General features: G+C 70.3%; 16 protein-coding genes. 6 read left to right on the top strand and 10 right to left on the bottom strand.

Annotated features, from left to right (window positions below):
• Positions 1-178: 178 nt before the first annotated feature.
• From DN771_RS19585 to DN771_RS19615, 8 genes are all read right to left on the bottom strand, one after another.
• Positions 179-1,456: a TetR/AcrR family transcriptional regulator gene (locus DN771_RS19585; protein ID WP_162942160.1), complete on the bottom strand. Its 1,278-nt coding sequence runs from the start codon at positions 1,454-1,456 to the stop codon at positions 179-181.
• Positions 1,443-2,288 (bottom strand): ester cyclase, encoded by an 846-nt coding sequence (locus tag DN771_RS29685; RefSeq protein ID WP_162942161.1) that lies wholly within the window; start codon positions 2,286-2,288, stop codon positions 1,443-1,445. The genes DN771_RS19585 and DN771_RS29685 overlap by 14 nt, the downstream gene beginning before the upstream one ends.
• Positions 2,288-3,217 (bottom strand): LLM class F420-dependent oxidoreductase, encoded by a 930-nt coding sequence (locus tag DN771_RS19590; RefSeq protein WP_116999253.1) that lies wholly within the window; start codon positions 3,215-3,217, stop codon positions 2,288-2,290. Before DN771_RS19590 ends, DN771_RS29685 begins: the two co-directional genes overlap by 1 nt.
• A gap of 1 nt (position 3,218) precedes the next feature.
• Positions 3,219-3,932 carry an ABC transporter ATP-binding protein gene (locus tag DN771_RS19595; protein ID WP_116999254.1) on the bottom strand — a complete coding sequence of 238 codons (714 nt, stop codon included), beginning with the start codon at positions 3,930-3,932 and terminating at the stop codon, positions 3,219-3,221.
• A complete protein-coding gene (locus DN771_RS19600; protein ID WP_205528670.1) occupies positions 3,929-4,717 on the bottom strand; it encodes an ABC transporter ATP-binding protein in 789 nt (262 codons plus the stop codon). Before DN771_RS19600 ends, DN771_RS19595 begins: the two co-directional genes overlap by 4 nt.
• Positions 4,718-4,928: 211 nt before the next feature.
• Positions 4,929-6,995 (bottom strand): ABC transporter permease, encoded by a 2,067-nt coding sequence (locus DN771_RS19605; RefSeq protein ID WP_116999256.1) that lies wholly within the window; start codon positions 6,993-6,995, stop codon positions 4,929-4,931.
• 25 nt (positions 6,996-7,020) lie between these two features.
• Positions 7,021-8,283 carry an ABC transporter substrate-binding protein gene (locus DN771_RS19610; protein WP_116999257.1) on the bottom strand — a complete coding sequence of 421 codons (1,263 nt, stop codon included), beginning with the start codon at positions 8,281-8,283 and terminating at the stop codon, positions 7,021-7,023.
• 97 nt (positions 8,284-8,380) lie between these two features.
• A complete protein-coding gene (locus DN771_RS19615; RefSeq protein ID WP_116999258.1) occupies positions 8,381-9,883 on the bottom strand; it encodes a class I adenylate-forming enzyme family protein in 1,503 nt (500 codons plus the stop codon).
• Between the two features lie 187 nt (positions 9,884-10,070).
• Here DN771_RS19615 and DN771_RS19620 point away from each other — a divergent pair, with 187 nt between their 5' ends.
• From DN771_RS19620 to DN771_RS19630, 3 genes are all read left to right on the top strand, one after another.
• Complete coding sequence (locus DN771_RS19620) at positions 10,071-11,054, top strand: magnesium and cobalt transport protein CorA (protein WP_162942162.1); 984 nt, start codon at positions 10,071-10,073, stop codon at positions 11,052-11,054.
• Entirely contained in the window at positions 11,045-12,388 is a 1,344-nt protein-coding gene (gene ggh, locus DN771_RS19625; RefSeq protein WP_116999259.1) for a glucosylglycerate hydrolase, read from the top strand. Before DN771_RS19620 ends, ggh begins: the two co-directional genes overlap by 10 nt.
• Before the next feature lie 88 nt (positions 12,389-12,476).
• Positions 12,477-13,919, top strand: a complete 1,443-nt coding sequence (locus DN771_RS19630) for a DUF3048 domain-containing protein (protein ID WP_162942163.1) — start codon at positions 12,477-12,479, stop codon at positions 13,917-13,919.
• A 6-nt stretch (positions 13,920-13,925) separates the two neighbouring features.
• On the opposite strand, the gene DN771_RS19635 is transcribed toward DN771_RS19630, so the two are convergent.
• Complete coding sequence (locus DN771_RS19635) at positions 13,926-14,729, bottom strand: AraC family transcriptional regulator (RefSeq protein WP_162942164.1); 804 nt, start codon at positions 14,727-14,729, stop codon at positions 13,926-13,928.
• A 72-nt stretch (positions 14,730-14,801) separates the two neighbouring features.
• Here DN771_RS19635 and DN771_RS19640 point away from each other — a divergent pair, with 72 nt between their 5' ends.
• From DN771_RS19640 to DN771_RS19650, 3 genes are read left to right on the top strand one after another with little or no spacing between them, the layout of a single operon-like run.
• Complete coding sequence (locus DN771_RS19640; RefSeq protein WP_116999262.1) at positions 14,802-15,692, top strand: phytanoyl-CoA dioxygenase family protein; 891 nt, start codon at positions 14,802-14,804, stop codon at positions 15,690-15,692.
• 29 nt (positions 15,693-15,721) lie between these two features.
• Positions 15,722-15,973, top strand: a complete 252-nt coding sequence (locus tag DN771_RS19645; RefSeq protein ID WP_116999263.1) for a hypothetical protein — start codon at positions 15,722-15,724, stop codon at positions 15,971-15,973.
• 48 nt (positions 15,974-16,021) lie between these two features.
• Complete coding sequence (locus tag DN771_RS19650) at positions 16,022-17,179, top strand: CaiB/BaiF CoA transferase family protein (protein ID WP_116999264.1); 1,158 nt, start codon at positions 16,022-16,024, stop codon at positions 17,177-17,179.
• 171 nt (positions 17,180-17,350) lie between these two features.
• Here the strand turns inward: DN771_RS19650 and DN771_RS19655 are convergent, their stop codons facing one another.
• Entirely contained in the window at positions 17,351-21,274 is a 3,924-nt protein-coding gene (locus DN771_RS19655; RefSeq protein ID WP_116999265.1) for a DNA-directed RNA polymerase subunit beta', read from the bottom strand.
• Positions 21,275-21,288: the final 14 nt, after the last annotated feature.

The following is a 21,288-nucleotide window of genomic DNA, read 5'->3' on the forward strand; positions in this document are numbered from 1 at the left end:
ACGACACGGCAAGACTCCCACCCCGGACACCGCCAGCCACGACCGACACAAGTCACCAACACGACCGCCGCGCCCACGATCGCCCACACCCGAGCGACCACAAACCGCAACAGCCTGGTCTGAGCGCGCTCCGTCGGCACTTCGCCGTCACGGACGCGCCAGCCGGGCGCCGAGGGAGTCAGCCGACGAGCTGGGGCACGCGGCGACGGAGGAGGTCGGCCCAGGCCCGGTTGTCGAGCAACGACGGGTCGACGGTGTCGAGGTGGGCGACGCCCATGAAGAGCATCAGCATCACGAGGGCGGCGAGGTCGTGGTCGGGCCCGGGCTCGGTGCCCTGTTCGGCGGCGAGGGCGACCGACAGGTTGCGGCGGACGCGTCGGTGGAACGCACGCAGGTCGTCGGCCATGCCGGCGCTGCGCCACGCGCCGAAGTCGAGCTCGATCGCCAGGCGGCGGCTGACCCGGTCGGTGCGGGTGCTGAACGCCACGATGAGGTCGGCCATCTGATCGGCCACGCCGATGTCGTCACGGAAGCGACCGGCGAGGCGGTAGCGCGACAGTGCCCGCTTCGCCACCTCGACGAGGAGTGCCTCCTTGGTGGTGACGTGCCGGTAGAGGCCGGGGACGGTGATCTCGGCCCTCGACGCGATCGCCTCGGTGGTCGTGCCGTCGTAGCCGCGCAGGGCGAACAGCTCCTCGGCCGAATCGAGGATCCTGCGGCGCGTCCGCACGGTGCGCGCCCGACGACCGTCGGTCGGTTCGGGTTCGGTCACGGCGTCGGCGATCGCCGAGGCGACACGCGGTCGGCGCGCCGGCACCGAACCGGGGTCGGCGAGGATCGCGCGGAACCGCTGCTGCAGGAACTCGATCAGGGCGGGGTCGCCGATGCGTTCGGCGTCGAGGGTGTCGAGATGGATCGCCCCCATCAGCAGGACGAGGAAGAGGTGGGCGAGCAGGGCCGCCTCGGCCGGATCTCGACCGGCGTCCCCAGCCGTGAACATCTCGGTGAGGCTGTCCCGCAGCAGGGCGTTGAACTCGCCGACGGCGTCGCGCAACTCGTGGTTCTGCAGGGCGGCGCGGCTCAGTTCGATCGACAGGCGGCGCCGTTCCAGCTCGCCGGGGGCGAGATACTCGGCGAAGAGATCGGCGAGTCCGGCGGCGTGGTCGGCGCCACCGACCAAGGCCTGGCGGGCCTGCGACGTACGGGTCGCCCAGCGGGCGACCCGGAGTAGCAGCACGTGCTTGGTGGCGAAGTGCCGGTACATGCCCGGCACGGTGATGTCGGCCGCCTCGGCGATCGCCTCCACGCTGGTCGCGTCGAAGCCCTGCACGGCGAACAGGCGCGAGGCCGCGCCGAGGATGCGCTCCCGGGTCGCCGCGCCCTTGCGGCGCAGATCGGCACGGACCTCCGTCGGCAGGTCGCTGGGCAGGTCGGTGGGCAGGTCAGTCGGCGGCACGAAGCTGGGCCCGCACCCCTTCGCGATCGGTGACGGCCCGGACCTCACGGAGGGACCCGTCGGCGTCGACGTCGACGAGGGCGACCACCTGGAGAGACGCCTTGCGACCGATGGCCTGATCCGCGACGCCGAGCACTCCCCCACGGTACGACCCGCGGACGGTGGCGTGGACCGCAACCCGCCGTCCGGCCGAGAACGAGTCGTTGATCGTCACGTCGTCGGGCTCCACGACGAGCGGGCCGGCGTCGCCAACCCGGTCGTCGATGTGGGCGGCGGTCGCCTCGTGCAGCCGGTCGTCGGTGACGGCGGCACGGGCGGTCGCCTCTGCGGCGGCATCGGGCGGCACGGGAACCGTGGTGACCCACGGATCGAGGTGCGGGGGCTCGAGGGCGTCGGGCTCACCGGTCTCGAGCTGGCGGCGACGACTGAGGAAGTCCTGCTCGACCCAGTTGGACACCAGCCGCTCGCCGTTCCAGGCATACATACCGATGCCCCGCCAGCACGACAGCGCCCGCCCACCACCGGGCAGCGGCATCGACGCGTGCTCGCTGAACCGCATGCACAGTCGGTCGCCGTTGAGGACGAGCTCGTGCACGAGGAGCCCGAGCCCCGGCGCCCTGTCGTACAGCCAGCGCACCGCCGGTCCGTAGCTCTCGTCCCGCACCAGGGCGACGCCACCGATGTTCACGGTGTAGTCGTCGACGAACAGTTCGGGGTAGATCGACTGGTCGTGGGCGTTGGTGTAGTCGATCGCGTAGCGCTTCATCAGGGCCACGAACGGGTGGATCAGCGGCGTGGCGGATGGGCTGGAGGCGGGGTCGGCGGACGTCATCAGAGGGCTCCTACGGCGGGCGGGGACGGCGGGGACGGTTGCAGGCCGGCAAGTTCGGCGAGCGTCGGGATCAGATCGATGTGGGCGCGAGCATCGCCTTGATGTGTGGCGTGCAGCGACACGTGGGTGGCGCCGACGTCTCGCCACCGGTCGAGCGAGCGGACCAGGCGGTCGGGATCGAGCGGTCCGTGGATGTCGATCCGGCCCTGGAGGCCGATCGACGCGGGGTCGCGGTCGGCGGCCTCGGCGGCTGTGGTGATCACCTTCCAGGCGTTGGTCACCGCCTGGCCCGGGTGTGGATCGTGCACGATCCACCCGTCGCCGAGACGCCCGACGCGCCGGAGCACCGCCGGCGCCGTCCCCCCGCCCAGCCAGAGCGATATCGAGCCGCGGGCCGGCCGCGGCTCGATCCCGGCGCCGTCGACTCGGTGGTACGCACCGTCGAACGTGACGACCGGTTCGGCCCAGAGGCGGCGGAGCAGTTCGATCTGCTCGTCGTAGCGCGCCGCGCGGTCGTCGAACGTGGATCCCAGCGCCTCGTACTCGACGTGGTTCCATCCGATGCCGACGCCGAGCCGCAAGCGCCCACGCGAGATCACGTCGAGGGTGGTGGCCTGCTTGGCGACGAGCGCCGTCTGCCGCTGCGGGAGCACGAGCACGCCGGTGGCGAGCTCGAGGTCCACCTGTCCGGCGAGGAACGCCAGCAGTACGAACGGTTCGTGGAAGGCGTGGTGGCGCGTGTAGACGCCCGTCCAGCCCGGCCGCTCGCTCACGTCCGCGCCGAGGACGTGGTCGAAGATGTCGAGGTAGGCGAAGCCCGAGGCTTGGGCGGCCCGCGCCCAGTGGGCGATCAGTGCCGGATCGTTCCCGATCTCCTGCTGGGGGACGACCAGCCCGATCTGGATGCCGTCACCAGCGGCGGATGGCACCTCAGTGCCCTCCCACCGATTCGCCGAGGTAGGTCGCCTCGAGCTGGGCCGACCGCTCGCGAAGCACGGGCACCGTGCCGTGGAGGGCGATCTCGCCGCGGTTGAGGACGTAGCCGCGGTCGGCGACGGCGAGCGCCTGCTGCACGTGCTGCTCGACGAGCAGCACCGCGCAGCCGGAGGCGTGGGCGAGCTCGTCGAGCATGTCGAGGAGTCGCTGGACGATCAGTGGCGCCAGCCCGAGGCTCATCTCGTCGACGAGGAGCAACCGTGGCTTACCGGCGAGGGCTCTGGCCATGGCGAGCATCTGCTGCTCGCCGCCCGACAACAGACCGGCGCGACGCGACAGAAGGGGGCGCAGCTCGGGACACCGATCGAGAGCGTCGTCCACGCTGCGTCGGCGGCTGTGCTGACCGAGCTGGAGGTTCTCGAGCACCGTCAGATCGGCGAACAGCGCCCGGTCCTCGGGGACGTGGGCGAGGCCGCGCCGCACCCGCTCGTCGGGAGCGACCGACGCGAGCGAGCGACCGTCGAGGAGGACGTCGCCGCTCATCGCGGCGACGAGACCGGACAGTCCGAGCAGCGTGGTGGTCTTGCCCGCGCCGTTGGCGCCGAGCAGGGCGACGATCTCCCCCTCGTCGACGGAGAGGTGGAGGCCACGCACGACGGCCTGGCCGTGGTAGCCGAGGGTGAGACCGGTGGTCTCCAGGAGGGTCATGGTGCGTCCCCCGTTTCGTCGGCCCGGCCGTCGCCGAGATAGGCGGCGAGCACCGCGGAATCGTTGCGGATCTCGCCGGGCGTCCCAGCAGCGATCACCCGACCGGTGTCCATGACGTAGATGCGGTCGCAGACGCCAAGGACCAGGCGCATGTCGTGATCGACGAGCAGCATCGTCGACCCCGCCTCGACCAACGCCCGCAGGCGATGGCCCAGGGCGGCACTCTCCTGCTCGTCCAGTCCGGCCGCCGGCTCGTCGAGGCAGAGGACGGCGGGGTCGGTGATCAGGGCCCGGGCGACGCCGACGAGCTTGCGCTGGCCGTGCGACAGCTGGTCGGGGAAGAGATCGGCCGTGTCGGCCAGCCCGACCCGGTCGAGGACGGCGCCGATGCGCTCGCGATCGCGGTTGCGACCGAGGCCGACGAGCCCGCGCAGGACGTCGAAGCGGCGGGGGCGACGATCGGCGACGGCCAGGTTGTCGACCACGTCGAGATCGTCGAACAGTTCGACGGACTGCCAGGTGCGGATCAACCCGGCCCGCGCCCTGGCGACGGCGGGCAGGGACGACAGGTCGGTGTCGCCGAGACGCACCTCGCCGGTCGACGGGACGAATCCGGTGATGGCGTCGATGAACGTGGTCTTGCCCGCACCGTTGGGACCGATGACCCCGACGAGCTCACCCTCGGCGATCGACACGTCGACGGCATCGTTGGCGGTGACGCCGCCGAACCGCACGGTGACGCCGCGAGCCTCCAGCAGGGCGCCGTTCGCTCGTTCCTCGCTCACGCCGCTGCCTCCGGGGGCTGCGCCCCCGCTCGCTGCGCTCGCGCCCCATCCCCGTCCGGCTCGCTGGCGCTCGCTCGAACGGACGCCGTTCGCTCGTTCCTCGCTCACGCCGTTACCTCCGGGGCTGCGCCCCCGCTCGCTGCGCTCGCGCCCCATCCCCGTCCGGCTCGCTGGCGCTCGCTCGAACGGATGGCGTTCGCTCGTTCCTCGCTCACGCCGTTGCCTCCACGACGGGGGCGGGCGTTCGCCGGCGTCCGGCGAGGTGTCGGATCACACCGCCGGTGTGCCGCAGCGCCGCGGCGATCCCCTCGGGATTGGCGATCGCCGTGACGATGAGCAGGGCGCCGGTGGCCAGTTGCTCCGTCTCCCCCATGTGCATCACCTTGTCGAGCACCGTGCTCGAGAGCCCGCCCGCCACCAGCACGCCGGCCGTGATGGCACCACCCACCGAGGAGATGCCGCCGAGATAGGCGATGGCCAGGGCCGACAGCGAGGTCATCACGGCGAACGTCGTCGGCTCGACACGGCCCGAGTTCTGATAGGCGAGCAGGCTGCCGGCGATGCCGGCGAGGAACGAGGCGAGGGCGAACGCCAGCAACTTGGTGCGCACGTGATCGATGCCCACCGATGCCGCCGCCCGCTCGTTGGCCCGCACGGCGAGCATCGACCGGCCGACGTTGCTGCGCCGGAGGTTGACCACGGCGACGACGGCCACGATCATCACGACGCCGGCGAAGATGCCGAACGGGACACTCGGGACCCCCCGGTCGTCGAGCTGGTCGAGGGGCCCGAACTTGTAGCCCAACAAGCTCGGGGAGGGCGCCGGCACGGCGTCGGCCGAACTGCCGACGAGATCGTCGTTGTTGAAGACCAGCTGGTCGACGGCGTAGGCGAAGCTCAGGGTGACGAGCGCCAGATTGACGCCGCGGATGCGCACGGCGGGGACGGCCACGACGAGACCGATCACGGTGGCCACGCCGGCGGCGAGGATGGGAGCGAGGGGAAACGGGATCCCCCAGTCACCCGCCGAGCGGGTGAGGAAGAACGCGCCACAGCCGGCGACGGCCATCTGGCAGAGCGAGATCTGGCCGACGAGGCCGGTGACGACCACGAGCGACAGGGCGATGACCGTGCCGATGGCCGACACCGTGAGCGCCTGGCGCCACTCGTAGCCGAGCGTCAACTGACCCACGACGAACACGACGGCGAGCACGGCCACCAGCCGAACCGGCCGTCGGGTCTCGGGGGCCCGGGGCAGCCGCTCGATCTCGGTGGACCCGCGGACCGGGAGGGAACGGCCGCGGGCGAAGAGAGCGGCGACGATGACGAGCAGCGGCAACAGCTCGCGGCTGCCGTTGCTCGGCAGCCACCCGAACTGCGGTTTGCGCAGCAGGAGGATCAGCAGCTGGTCGACCATGCCGAGGGCGATGGCGGCGATCGTGGCGACGGCGACCGACTCGAAGCGGGCCAGCAGCACGGCGCCGATCGCCGGGATGACGAGCAGCGTCAGCGTGGTCGGCGACAGCGTGACGAACGGGGCGGCGAGGATCCCGACGGCCGCCGACAGCACCGACGACAACACCCAGCTGCGGGCGGCCAGACGGTCGGGCGAGTAGCCGAGCAGCACGGCGCCCTTCTCGTTGCCGGCGGCTGCCCGCGCGGCGAGGCCGAACACCGTGAAACGGAACAGGGCCCAGAGCCCGATGCCGGCGGCCACCACGATCACCGCCAACCACAGGCGGTCGGCCTTGACGATGCCGCCGAGCATGTGGATGGGCTGGTCGGGCAGGATCGACTCGGCCGACCGGGCGTCGGAACCGAACCGCAGCCCGATCGTCGACTGGAGCACGATGATGACGCCGACGCCGGCGACCGTCTTGGCGAGCGGCGGCGCCGTGCGCAACGGGCGGTAGACGAGGGCGTGCATGGCGTAGCCGAGGGCCGCGGCAACGGCGAGGGACAGGACGAGGGCGGGGACGACGGGCATCGAGCCACCCCCGATCCCGACGAAGGTCGGGATGTCGGGAAGGGACAGGTCGGCCCCGAACCACGCCGTCACCCCCTCGAGGAGTGACAGCGGGTTCGGGATCGGAGGCAGGAACAGCCGGCCGGCGCGATGGAGCTCGTAGTACGTGTACGCGCCGTACATGGCCACGGCGCCCTGGGCCAGGTTGACCACCCCCGAGCCGCGGTAGGCGACGAGGACGCCCTGGGCGAGGGCGGCGTACAGGGCACCCGTCCCGATGCCCAGGACCAGGAACAGGAGGTACTCGTTCATCCGGAATCTCCATCACGTCCGGCGGTCAGCCGAGCGGGTCGAACCAGTCCTCGACCTGCGTCATCTGGCCCTGATCGTCGAGCTGGAAGGCCCGGACGTCGTTGGCGCAGACGGCGGGGTAGTACTCGCCGGGGCACGACACGCTGGAGACGCCACCGAAGTACGGGCCGTCGAAGGCGGCCATCCCCGCGCTCCAGTCCTCGCGGGTCATCGTGTCGGGAATGGCGTTGCCGATGTCCCACAGGGCGAGCAGGGCGGCGAACCCGCCGAGGGCGTGGAACGACGAGAGCTCCTCCTCGGACCCGCCGTACTGCGGGTACACCTCGCGGAAGAAGTCGAGCTCGGCCGAGACCCCTTCGGGAAGCATCGGCGGGAGCCCGCTGCCGACGATGTTCCAGCCGTCGAACACCGCGGGGTTCTCGCGCAGGGTCGCCGGCACGGCGCACACCGTCGTGCTGACGATCGGCGTCTCGATGCCGAGGTCCCGAACGGTCTGGGCGATCTGCAGACACTGCGGTGCGTTGACGAGGGCGAGGATCGCGTCGGCATCGGCCGCTTCCGACGCCTGCACGTCGGCGGTGACGTCGGCTGCCGTGTTGGAGATGTGGCTGACGAGGATCTCCACACCCTCTGTGGCCGGCAGGGCCTCGATCTGGGCGACGGCGGCCCGCAGGGCGTCGTCATCGGCGCCGAAGATGACGATCTTCTCGGCCCCGAGGAAGCGGGCCGCGTAGGTCGCCGTGCCGGCGCCACCCCCGGCGTTGCCGCCCTGGTAGGCGTAGGCGTTGGCGGCGTTGAAGTCGGCCGGGGTGAGCGGCGTCTGCAGCAGCACGGGCACGCCCGAGGCCTCGAGGATCGGCAGGCCGAACGACGAGCTGAACACGTAGCCGTTGATCACGGCGCTGACCGAGTCGTCGTTGGCGAACTCCTGGGCGCACTCCTGGTTGCTCGCCTGGTCGACCCCGACGTTGCAGTGACGCACCTCGACCGGACGACCCTGGATGCCACCGAGCTTGGCGTTCACGTACTCCGCGGCGGCGTCGGCCCCCGCCGACACGAGGGGGTACGACGGCGTGCCTTCATCCATGTTGATCATGCCGATGACGACGGGCTCGAGCGACTCGTCGGCCGGTCCCGTCTCGGTCGGGATCGACGACTCCTCGCCGGCCGTAGTGCTGTCGGCGGTGTCCGTGCCCGTCGAGGCGTCGGTGAGTCCACCGCCGACGCCCAGGGCGACGACGGATGCGGCGAGGGCCGCAGTTGTCCGCAGTGTGATGGTTCGGTTCATGGTTCCCCCGTGATCTGGTGGTGTGGCGAGGTGTGGTGGTGAGGTGTGGTGGTGAGGTGTGGTGGTGTGGAGATGGTCGGTGTCGGGCGGGTGATGATCAGTCGGCCAGATCGGCGCGGAGGGCGCGCTTGAGGACCTTGCCGGAGGCGTTGCGTGGGAGCTCGCTCACGACGTGGAGACGACGCGGCACCTTGTACCCGCCGAGCTGCTGGCGGGCGTGGGCCTGGAGGTCGTCGAGGTCGAGTGTGGCGCCGGGAACCAACACGGTGACCGCACAGACCGTCTCGCCCCACCGTTCGTCGGGCGTGCCGATGACGGCAACCTCGGCGATCGACGGGTGCGTCACGAGGACCTTCTCGACCTCGGCGGGATAGACGTTCTCGCCACCGCTGATGATCATGTCCTTCACGCGGTCGGTGATGTAGAGGTACCCCTCGTCGTCCATCCGGGCGGCATCGCCGGTTCGCAGCCATCCGTCAGCGTCGAGCAGTTCGGCGGTTTCGGCCGGCCGGCTCCAGTAGCCGCGGGACATGCTCGCTCCCTTGGCCCAGATCTCGCCGTCGACACCGGGAGTGTCGATCACCCGGCCCTGTTCGTCGCGCAGCTGGACGGCGGTGGTCGGGAAGGGCAGACCGGCCGAGCCGAGCTTGGCCCTCGCCATCGACGGCTCGAGCAGGCTGACCGTGCCGGTCGACTCGGTGAGCCCGTAGCCCTGCGTGATCTTGGCGCCTTGCGAGAGGTAGCGATCGAGCAAGGCCGGCGGAACCGGTGCGCCGGCGCACATGAGCAGCACGCGAGAGAGGTCGCTGTCGGCGAAGCGGTCCTCGGCGGCGATCAGCTGGAGCATCGCCGGCACACCGAACGTGAAGGTGATCGGGTGCTCGTCGAGGGCGTCGAAGAACCGGGGCGGGCTGAACGACGGCATGATCACGACACGACCGCCGGTGGCCACTGTGCACAGCACGAGGGCGAGGGCGGCGACGTGGAAGATCGGCGTCATCGCCAACATCGCCGAGTCGTTGCCGAACGTGACGATCAGCATCAGGTTGCGCACCGATGCGAGCAGGTTGGCGTGGCTGATCATCACGCCCTTGGGGTTGCCGGTCGTGCCCGACGTGTACATGAGGATCGCCAGGTCGTCGGGATCGGTGTCGGCGGCGCGACGGAGGAGCGGCACGGAACCGTCGACGAGTTCGCGGTCGCGCGTCCATCCGCCGGGCAACGGTGCGTCTCCGCAACCGAGCAGCCGCGAGCCGAGGTCGTCCTGCACCGGGGCGAGGTGGCGGGCGAGGTCGGCGTCCGCCACGGTGGCCGCGCACTGCGCGTCGGTCACGATGAACTGGAGCTCGGCCGCGCTCAGTCGGGTGTTGAGGGGAACGAAGACGGCGCCGAGGGCGAGCGTGGCGACGAGGTAGTCCACGATGTCGGGGGTGTTGCCGGCGGCGAACGCCACTCGGTCGCCGGCGCCGATGCCCGCCGCGGCGAGGGCGGCTGCGGCCACCGACACCCGGTCACCGAAGTCGGCGTACGTGGTCGTCGGACCGCCGAGGACGGCGAACGCCGGATTGGGACCGGAGCGCCGGAAGCGATCGATCGCCATCACGGCGGCGTTGCGTTCGTACTGGTGCCCAGTGCTTGCCGAACTCGATTCGTGCGCGTGTGCCAACCTGCTGCCCCCTGTCCTGACTGTCTCGTGCCGCCGTCGAGGCAACAATATGTTGCGAGGGGTCACTAAAGTCAAACGTCACAGCCGCTCCGGGGCGACTGCCGCATGTCACGATGGGCGGGTGATCATCGACGGCGCCTGGTACGTCAGCGGCGAGCGCACGCTCGACACGGATTCCATCGACGATCTCGCCGCCGAGCGCCACAAGGGCGGCAGCCGGTCCGGGTTCGCCTGGCTCGGTCTCCGCATGCCCACCGACGACGAGCTCAGTGACGTCGCCAAGGCCTTCGACATCCCCGAGCTGGCGATCGCCGACGCGCGGCACAAGCACGACCGGCCCAAGGTCGAACGGCACGACAGCTGCCTGCTCACCGTCGTGCCGACCGCGCGCTACGTCGACACTCGGGAAGAGGTGGAGTTCGGCAATCTCTTCCTCTACGCCGGCCAGGACTACATCGTCACCGTGCGGTACGGCCAGGCCGCCCCGCTGCAGGGCGTGCGCACCGACCTCGAACGGACGCCGGACATCATGCGGCACGGGCCCGGCGCCGTCCTCCAGGCCGCCCTCCTCCACGTCGTCGAGTCCTACGGCCCGGTGATGGACGGGCTCGAGAACGACGTGCGCGAGGTGGAGCGCGACGTCTTCAGCGAGTCCCGCGGTCAGCCGACGCGGCGCATCTACTTCTTGATCCGCGAGGTGCTCGACTTCCTCATCGCCCTCGAACCGCTGTCCTCGTCGATGAAGCGCCTCACCGGACCCGAGTGCCTTCCATGGGTCGACCCGGAGATCGTGCCGTTGTTCCGCGACGTGGACGAAGCCTTGTCGGCGGTCGTCGAGCGCGGGCGCACCGCCCACCAGCTCCTCAACAACGCGCTCCAGGCCAGCATGACGCAAGCGGCGATGAAGCAGAACGAGGACACCAGGCGCATCTCGGCCTGGGTGGCCATCGGCGTGATCCCCACCGTGGTCGCCGGCCTCTTCGGCATGAACCTCGGCGGCATCCCCGGCCACGATCACGTGTTGGGGTTCGTGAGCGTCTGCGCCGTCACGCTCCTCGTGTCGATCTGGCTCTACCGCCGTTTCCGCAAGGCGAAGTGGTTGTAGGCGCAGGCGCGCGCCGCGCGCTCCCCGATCTCCGAGACGGAGCGGCCGCCGTGCTGCGCGCCAACGATCGGGGATCGGCCACGGTCGCCGCGCCCCGGTTGTACCCGCACCAGTGGAGCTGGGACGCGGCGTTCGTGGCGATCGGCCTGGCGCACCTGTCCCCGGAGCGGGCGTGCACCGAGCTCGAACATCTCCTGACCGGCCAGTGGCGCACCGGCATGATCCCGCACATCGTGTACAGCGCAGAGTCCGGCGACTACTTCCCCGACGCCGCTCGATGGGCCTGTGCCGACCTGACGGACGCCGCGCCCGGAGTTCCGGCCACATCGGGAGTCACCCAGCCGCCGATCCACGGCATCGCCATCGAGCGGATCCTCCGCACACCTGGCGGCGAGCGGGCTGCCGTGCGGGACCGTGTCGGCCGCATGTGGCCACCGTTGATGGCTTGGCACCGCTGGCTGGCGACGGCCCGCCGGTCCCCCATCACCGGGCTCGTCACGATCGTGCACGGGTGGGAGTCCGGCATGGACAACTCGCCACGGTTCGACGAGCCCTACTCCCGGGTGAAGGTACCCGGCTCGCTCCCCGCCTACCGGCGAGTCGACCGTGACCACGTCGCCGAGGCCGGCGAACGTCCGTCGAACGAGGACTACGACCGCTACCTCTGGCTCATCGAGGAGCTCAAGGCGGCCCGGTACGACGACGCCGAGGTGATGGCATCGGTGAGCTTCCGGGTGGGCGACGTCTTCATGACGGCCGTGCTCGCGGCGGCGAGCGAAGCCCTCGCCGCCGCTGGGACGCTGATCGACGCCCCGGCCGCCGACGTCGACTGGCTGACGGCGCAGGCCGCGTCACTGCGCGCTGCGGTCGGGGCCGCCACCGATCCGGCGACGGGCGACTCCGCGGACGTCGACGAGCGCACCGGACATCACCTCGTTGCGGCGTCGCCCGCCCGGTTCGCCGCATTGCTGTGCGGCACGGGCTCATCCGAGACCGAGACGCAACTCGTCGATCGGTTCCTCGGCGACGACTGCTGCGGCCACCCGGCGTTGTTCGCCGTGGGTCCTCCGTCCACCAGCCCGGCGTCGCCGGCGTTCGAGCCCACCCGCTATTGGCGGGGGCCCGTCTGGCCGGTCGTCTCGTGGCTGTTCTGGTGGGCGCTCGATCGCCATGGCCACACCGACGCCGCCGCGCAGCTGCGCGCGGGCGGGCTCTCCTACCTCGCCGACGGATCGTTCGCCGAGTACTACCACCCGTTCACCGGGGCTGCCCTCGGGAGCCGCGATCAGTCGTGGACGGCAGCGGTGACGGTCGACTGGTTGACGCCCACCTGATCGCCACTCGGCACACCAATTCCGTTGACGACGGCGCCGGCCGGGGCGACGCTGCGCCATGGCCACTACTTCATCAGGCCGAGTGAGCATGCGCCGGGCCGGTGCGGCTCTGTCCCTTGCCGCTGCGTCGGCGGCGACGATCGTCGGTGCCGGCATCGCCGACGCGGTCGACACCGACATCGCGATCAGCACGACCGCCATCGACTTCGGGCAGGTCGACGTCGGAAGCTCGGCGACGGCGTCGGTCACCCTCACCAACACCGGCGGCGATCCGTTCGGTCCGATCAACATGTTCGGCGGGGCGCCACCATCGGCCGAGTTCAACGCGTCGCAGAACTGTCAGGCGACGACGCTCCCCGCCGGCGGCTCGTGCTCGGTCACCTACTCCTTCTCGCCCGGCGCGACCGGCCCGTTCAACGACACCTCGTCGTTCACCGTCAGCGAGACAACGAGCCAATCCGACGGCGAGGACTTCTCGGTCTCCCTCACCGGTACCGGGTTCGACCCCAACGCCACCACCACGACGGAAGCCACGACGACGTCCACCTCGACCACGGTGGTGGACGCCACCACGACCCCACCGACGACCGCGAGCACCGGAGACGGCGCCAACACCGGCGCAGCACCCCCGGCTCCGCCCACAGCGTCCGTCACCACCAGCAGCACGTCCACCACGTCGACCACGCTGGCCCCGCTCGGCGGTCTCCCACTGACCGGCGTCGCGGTCCCGCGTCCGGCGATCGTCGTGAAGGTCGACAACGTCGACTCCGAACCGCAGGCCGGGCTCAATCAGGCCGATGTGGTGTTCGAGGAGATCGTCGAGGGCAGCGCGACCCGCTTCGCCGCAGTCTTCAACTCGGTCGACGCCGGTCAGGTCGGCCCGGTGCGCTCGGCCCGCACCACCGACGTCGATCTGGCGCTCGCCCTCGGCGACCCGGCGATGGTGCTGAGCGGCGCGAACGACAGGGTCCAGCAGGCCCTCCTGACGACCGGGATCGAGCTGATCGGCGAGGGGGCGCCCGGGCTGGTCCGACGCCCCGATCTGACGGAACCCCACAACCTGTTCGCCGACCTGCGCCAGATCTGGCCGCAGCTCACGTCGTCCGGAGACGCCGTGCCGATCTTCGGCTACGCCGCCCCGGGTTCGCCCGAGACCGGCACACCGGTGTCGTTCACCGAGATGCGGGTGGGCGCCTACGACGTGCGGTGGGACTGGGATCCCGGTGCGGGCCTGTTCGTCCGATCACAGCTCGGCCACCCGCACGCCCTGGCCGACGGGCGCGCGAGCACCGACAACGTCGTCGTCCTCGTCACGGAGTACACCGTCGTCGACGACAGCCCGGAGGCACACACCGTGGGCTCCGGACGTGCGGTCGTCTATCTCGACGGTCGGCGCGTGGAGGGGACATGGCGCCGCGAGACCGCGACGTCACCGTTCACCCTCGAAGCCGACGGGCAGCCGATCCTGCTCACCCCGGGGCGGACCTGGGTGGAACTGGTCAGCTCCGAGCACGAACTGACCGACGGCTGATCACGCTCACGAGCCGGCGCGGATCCGTCGCGGCGGCACGCCGAGCACGGCCCGGCACGTCTTGTTGAGCGCCTGCAGGTCGGCGAAGCCGCACGTCGCGGCGATCGTGCCGATCGGCAAGGTCGTCCCCACCAGGAGCAACCGAGCCCGCTCGACCCGGCGCTGCCGCAGGTAGCCGACCACCGTGGAGCCGCGGACTGCGCGGAACTGCCGGGCGAGATGGCTCCGCGAGACACCGACCGCGGCGGCGACCTGAGCGATGGTGATCGGCTCGGCGAGGTGCGCCTCCATCCAGCTCATGGCTGCCCCGACGATCAGGTCCTCCCGCCGGCCGTCGTAATCGCGGGTCCGGCGGGACCACACGTCGCCGAGCCGCAGCAGCACCGTCCACACGTCCGCCCGCGCCCGCGGGCCGGGCCGACCGGTCGCCGCCGCCGACACGACGGCCGACCGCAACAGGTCGTGCATCGCCGCCTGCTCGCCGCCGACATCCACGTACATCGGCAGCTCGGTGACGTCGCCGTCGGCGTCGGCCTCGCGGAGATGGACGTACCAATGATTGGACGGTCCGTCGTAGAAGTAGTCGATCAACGAGTCGGGCGGGACGAGGGTCATCGTGCCGGGACGGATCTCGAACCGGTGCCCCTCGACCCTCATGTCGGCTCGGTAGTCGTACAGGTGGAGCGACCACAGCTCGGGCAGCCGGAAGCGGTCGTGGTCCCGGTCTCGACCGTGGACACCACGGCCCAGGGACACGACCTCGGGCGGGCTGCCAAGGCGCAGGGCCACGCGAGGGCGGATGTCCGGCATGAGCACAAATTAACCACTCCCTGCAACACGACGACCACGACAGACGATGACGTTCTTCCTAGTCTCCGGGCGATGGACGATCTCGTCGACCGCAAGCACCTGCTGACCTCCGTCGAAATGGCCCACTTCGTCGCGTGGGGCTTCCTCCGCCTCGACGGCGTGGTCCCGGCCGAGATCAACACCAGGGCGATGGCGGCGTTCCGCGACGGTCTGCCCCAGTTCGCCTACGGCACCGCGGTGCACCGCACGCATCCAGCCGGTACGGCGATCGGCGACCTGCTGCGGCTCCCTGCGTTGGCCGGAGCGATCCAGAGCCTCGTCGGGCCGGCGCCGGCCGGTGACCACCAGTTCGTTCACGTGCGGCGGCCGCAGCAGGAGGCGGCCCAGCACCTCCACGCCGACGCCGTGTTCGACACGCGCACGGACGCCTTCGACGTGCAGCTGATGTACTTTCCCGAGGCGGTCGGCCGATTCGACGGCGGCACGCTCCTCGTCCCCGGCAGCCACTTCCGGCGCGTCAGCCACATGGACGTCGCCCGGTACCAGAACGTCCGCGGGCTGCAGCGCGTGACGTGCGAGCCGGGCACCGTGCTCATCCTCCACCACGGCATCTGGCACGGCGGCGGGCGCAACGAGTCCGAGCGGCGCCGGGTGATGTACAAGCTGCGGCTCAATCCCACGGTGCGCCAGCTCCGCCTGTGGAACACCGACGACATCGATCACCCCGACGTCGAGGCGACTCTGATGCGGACGCCGCCGTGGTCGGGCAACGACAGCCGGCTCGAGCAGATGAACCGGGCCCGACTGTGGCGTCACCTCACCGGCGACGAGACGTTCGATCTCGACTACTACTGGAGCCGCCGCGACATCGTGCCGACCACCGTGTCGGAGGCGACGGACCTGCGCATCGGTCGCCATGGCAGCGGCCAGGGATTCCTCCGGGCCACGGCGGTGTCGCGGTGAGCGCCGACCCAGGCCTTCGCCAGCAGGTGATGATCCTCTACCTCGACAGCTCGGCACTCGACAGCGAAGTCTGCGCATGGACGTTCTACGACGGCACCGGTCGCACCACCCACACCACCGGTGAGAGCGACGAGCCGCCCTATGCCACCGGGCTCGCCGCGCTCGTCGACGGATGGCGCCTGTTGCAGATCTCGCCGATCACTCCACCGGTCAACGGCCACGAGCACGAGGTGTCGGTGCTGCGCCACGAGTTCGTGTTCGAGCGCATCGTGGACCTCTGACGGCTCCCGGCTCGAATCGAGCAGGGACCAGCGAGTACAACCGGGCCCATGCCCGGACCACTGGAGGGGATCAAGGTCGTCGAGCTCGGGGTGTGGGTCGCCGCGCCGGCGGCGGGAGGGATCCTCGCCGACTGGGGCGCCGACGTCGTCAAGATCGAGCCGCCCGAAGGCGATCCGTCGCGGCTCTTCCAGCAGATGCTCGGCGGGGACATGCCGACCAATCCGGTGTTCGAGATGGACAACCGGGGCAAGCGCGGCGTGATCCTCGATCTGTCCACCGGCGAGGACCTCGCCATCGCCCTCGAGCTCCTCGACGAGGCCGACGTGTTCGTCACCAATGTGCGCACGGCGGCGCTCGCCCGGCTCGGGCTCGATGACCAGACGTTGCTCGCCCGTAACCCACGCCTGGTGTACGGACACATCACGGGCTACGGCCGCTACGGTGCCGACGCCGATCAGGCCGCCTTCGACATCGCCGCCTTCTGGTCGCGCGCCGGGATCGCTCACCTGCTCACTCCCGAGGGGGGCGAGCTGCCGTTCCAGCGCGGCGGGATGGGCGATCACAACACCGGGCTGGCGCTCGCCGGCGGCATCAGCGCCGCGCTGTACTCGCGGGAGCGGACCGGCGAGGGCCAGCTCGTCACCACCTCCCTCTACCGCGAGGGCGTGTACACGATCAGCTTCGACCTCAACATGGTGCTCGGCTGGGGCCAGCACCCGGCGATCGGCGAGCGCAGCCGCATGCCCAGTCCCACCGCCAACAACTACACCGCCGGCGACGGCAAACGGTTCTGGATCGTCGGCCTGGTCGGCGACCGCCACTGGCCGCCGCTGGCCCGCGTCGTCGGGCACCCTGAGTGGATCGACGACGAACGATTCGCGACCGCGATGGCTCGGGCCGAGAACGCCGTCGAGCTGCGCGAGCTGCTCGACGAGGAGTTCGCCCGCCGTCCCCTCGCCGAGTGGCGAGAGATCTTCGCCGGCGAGCCCGACATGTTCTGGGCACCCGTGCAGGACCCCTACGAGGTCGTCAACGATCCCGTCCTCCGAGACATCGGCGGCATCGTCGACGTCCCCGACGGCCCTGGTGTCACGCCGATGATCGCCACTCCCGTCGACTTCGGCGCCACGCCGTGGAGCCCGCGCGGCCTCGCACCGGCACTCGGTGAGCACACCGACGACATCGTCACCCCCCGCCGCCGCTGACCTGCGCCTGGCGACGATCTGTGAGCGGGAACGACAGGTTTCCGCGCCCTCCGCTCACACATCTCCGACGCCGTCGGCGGCGGCCGCCTCGTGCGCGGACCGCAACCGGCCCGTCACGCGAAACGTCCGCCCGCCCCGACGAATCGGGACGGGCGGACGCAGAAGCGGGGGTCAGCCCTCGGCGGGAACCGCCTCGGCCGCCGGGGCCGGCGCCGTGCCGTCCTCGTAGCTGCCGTGGATGTTCGACAGCCACGCGGCCGGATCGGCCTCGTCGGCATCGGACGAGTAGAACGTCATCGGCTCGTAGTCGGGAGCTGCGATGTCGAACTCCCGATACGTCATCATGCCGGTACCGGCCGGGATGAGCTTGCCGATGATGATGTTCTCCTTGAGCCCGATGAGGCTGTCGCCGCGGCCATCGATGGCGGCCTCGGTGAGCACCCGGGTGGTCTCCTGGAACGACGCCGCCGACAGCCACGACTCGGTGGCCAGCGACGCCTTGGTGATGCCCATGATCTCGGGACGGCCCTCGGCGGGACGACCGCCTTCCTCGACGACCCGACGGTTGGTGTCACGGAACACCTTGGCGTCCACGCGCTCACCGGGCAGGAAGCCGGCATCGCCGGGCTCCTGCACGCCAACGCGACGGGTCATCTGGCGAACGATGAGCTCGATGTGCTTGTCGTGGATCGACACACCCTGCTCGCGGTACACCTTCTGGACCTGGTCGACCAGGTAGTTCTGCGTGTCGCGGATGCCCTTGATCTCGATGAGGTCCTTGGGGTCCCACGGACCGTCGGTGATCGGGTCACCGGCGGTGATCTCGGCACCGTCGGCGACGATCGGACGAGCGCCCACCGGCAAGATGGTCTCGTGCTCCTCGCCGTCGTCGGTGACGACGGTGACCGGGATGCCCTTGCCTTCGTCCTCGCCGACGCGCACCACCCCGGTGGCCCGGGCCAGACGGGCCGCGCCACGCGGCGTGCGGGCCTCGAACAGCTCGACGACGCGGGGCAGACCGCCGGCGATGTCCTTACCGGCCACACCACCGGTGTGGAAGGTACGCATCGTCAGCTGCGTGCCCGGCTCGCCGATCGATTGGGCGGCGATGACGCCGACGGCCTCACCGAGCTCGATGCCCTTGCCGGTGGCCAGCGAGCGGCCGTAGCAGGTGGCGCAGACGCCGAGCTCGGCGTCGCACGCCAGCACCGAGCGGACCTGCACGCGGGTGATGTCGGGATCGTCGCGCAGGGCGCTGAGCTCGGTCTCTCCGACCACGGTGCCCTTGGGGAGCACGGTGCCGTCGGCCAGCTTGGTGTCACGGAGCAGGGCCCGGCCGAACAGGCTGGTGTCGAGGTACGACTTGCTGTTGGCCGTGTCGGGCTGGACGTTCTCGACCCAGATGCCGAGCGTGGTGCCGCAGTCGGCCTCACGGACGATCAGCTCCTGGGCGACGTCGACGAGACGCCGGGTGAGGTAGCCCGAGTCGGCGGTCCGCAGCGCGGTGTCCACGAGGCCCTTTCGGGCTCCCGGCGTGGCGATGAAGTACTCGAGGGTCTCGAGACCCTCACGGAAGTTCTTCTTGATCGGCCGGGGGATCATGTCGCCACGGGGGTTGGCCACGAGGCCGCGCATGCCGGCGATCTGGCGCATCTGCGTCATGTTGCCGCGGGCGCCCGAGCCGACCATCATGTCGATCGGATTGAAGCGCTGGGCGGCGAACTCGGCCTCCATCGCCTGCTGCACCTCGGCGGTGGCCGCGGTCCAGATGCGCACTTCCTGCTGACGACGCTCACCGTCGGTGATGACGCCCCGGCGGAACTGCGACTCGACCTTGTCGGCCTGCGCCTCGTAGCCGTCGAGGATCTCCTGCTTCGCCTTCGGCGTCTTCACGTCGTCGATCGAGACAGTGAGGCCTGACTGCGACGCGAAGCGGTAGCAGAGGTTCTTCAGGGCGTCGAGCGCGGCGGCGATGACGGCCTTCGGGTAGTAGTCCGACAGCCGCTCCACGATGAGGCCCATCTCACGCTTCTTGACCACGCTCGTGATGTGGCCGAAGCGGTCGGTGTAGCCGTCGGGCAACGCCTCCTCGAAGAGGGCCCGGCCGACGGTGGTCTCCACCGGCGACGACGTGCCGTCCGAGCCATCCCCAGACGTGTTCGGGCGACGCAGCGTGATCTTGGCGTGCAGTGACAGCACACCTTCGTCGTAGGCGCGCAGGGCCTCCCACAGATGGCGGAAGACCTTGCCCTCGCCCTTGGCGCCGTCGACCTGCTCGGTGAGGTAGAAGGCACCGATCACGAGGTCCTGGGTCGGCGTCACGATCGGGCGACCGCTGGCCGGCGACAGGATGTTGTTCGCCGACAGCATGAGCACGCGGGCCTCGGCCTGGGCCTCGGCCGACAGCGGCACGTGGATGGCCATCTGGTCACCGTCGAAGTCGGCGTTGAAGGCCGTGCACACCAGCGGGTGGATCTGCAGGGCCTTGCCCTCCACCAGCACCGGCTCGAAGGCCTGGATGCCGAGGCGGTGCAGCGTGGGCGCCCGGTTCAGCAGGACCGGGTGCTCCTTGATGACGTCCTCGAGGACGTCCCACACCTGCGGGCGGCTGCGCTCGACCATGCGCTTGGCCGTCTTGATGTTCTGCGCCAGCTCGAGGTCGACGAGGCGCTTCATCACGAACGGCTTGAAGAGCTCGAGGGCCATCAGCTTGGGCAGGCCGCACTGGTGCAGCTTGAGCGTCGGGCCGGCCACGATGACCGAACGGCCCGAGTAGTCGACGCGCTTGCCGAGCAGGTTCTGACGGAACCGGCCCTGCTTGCCCTTGAGCATGTCGGACAGCGACTTCAGCGGGCGGTTGCCCGGCCCGGTGACCGGGCGGCCGCGGCGGCCGTTGTCGAACAGGGCGTCGACGGCCTCCTGGAGCATGCGCTTCTCGTTGTTGACGATGATCTCGGGCGCACCGAGGCTGAGCAGGCGGCCCAGACGGTTGTTGCGGTTGATCACGCGGCGGTACAGGTCGTTGAGGTCCGACGTGGCGAAGCGTCCACCGTCGAGCTGCACCATCGGGCGCAGCTCGGGCGGGATCACCGGGACGACGTCGAGGATCATCGCCTTGGGGTCGTTGAGGCGGCGCCCGTGCTCGTCACGACGGTTGAAGCTGGCGACGATCTTGAGGCGCTTGATCGCCTTCTGACGGCGCTGGGCGCTCAGCGGCTTGCGGCCCGAGTCACCCGGGTCGATCGCCTCGCGCAGCTTGATCTCTTCCTCGTCGAAGTCGATGCGGTCGATGAGGCTCTTGATGGCATCGGCGCCCGTGCCGCCTTCGAAGTAGTCGCCGTACTTGTCGCGCAGCTCGCGCCACAGGATCTCGTCGTCGAGGATCTTGCGGGCGTGGAGGTCCTTGAACTCGTCCCACGTGCGGGCGATGAGGTCGAGCTCGACGGCGTAGCGCTCGCGGATGGCCTCGACGTCCTTGTCGGCGTCACGGCGCAGCTTCTTGGTGTCGCCACCCTCGGCCTCGACCGTCTCGGCCTCGGCCTCGAGCTCCTTGAACCGGCGGTCGATCTCGAGCTCGAGCTCCTTCTCGATGGCCGCGCGCTCCTCGAGGTACTCGTTCTCGAGGTTCGACAGATCCTCGTGACGCTTCTCCTCGTCCACCCAGGTGACGAGATTGGCGGCGAAGTAGATGACCTTCTCGAGCTGCTTGGCCTTGAGCTCTTCCTTCGGCTCGATGCCGGCGAGGAGGTAGGCGAGCCACGAGCGGGTGCCGCGCAGGTACCAGATGTGCACCACGGGCGCTTCGAGCTGGATGTGGCCCATGCGCTCGCGGCGCACCTTGGAGCGCGTCACCTCGACGCCACAGCGCTCGCAGATGATGCCCTTGAAGCGGACCCGCTTGTACTTGCCGCAGTAGCACTCCCAGTCGCGGGTCGGTCCGAAGATCTTCTCGCAGAACAGGCCGTCCTTCTCGGGACGCAGCGTGCGGTAGTTGATGGTCTCGGGCTTCTTCACCTCGCCGTGCGACCACAGCCGGATGTGATCAGCCGTGGCCAGCCCGATCTTGAGCTGGTCGAACATGTTGACGTCAAGCATTCGCGTCTCTTCTC

Origin of the sequence: Desertimonas flava (assembly GCF_003426815.1) — a bacterium.
Taxonomy (GTDB): Bacteria; Actinomycetota; Acidimicrobiia; order Acidimicrobiales; family Ilumatobacteraceae; genus Desertimonas; species Desertimonas flava.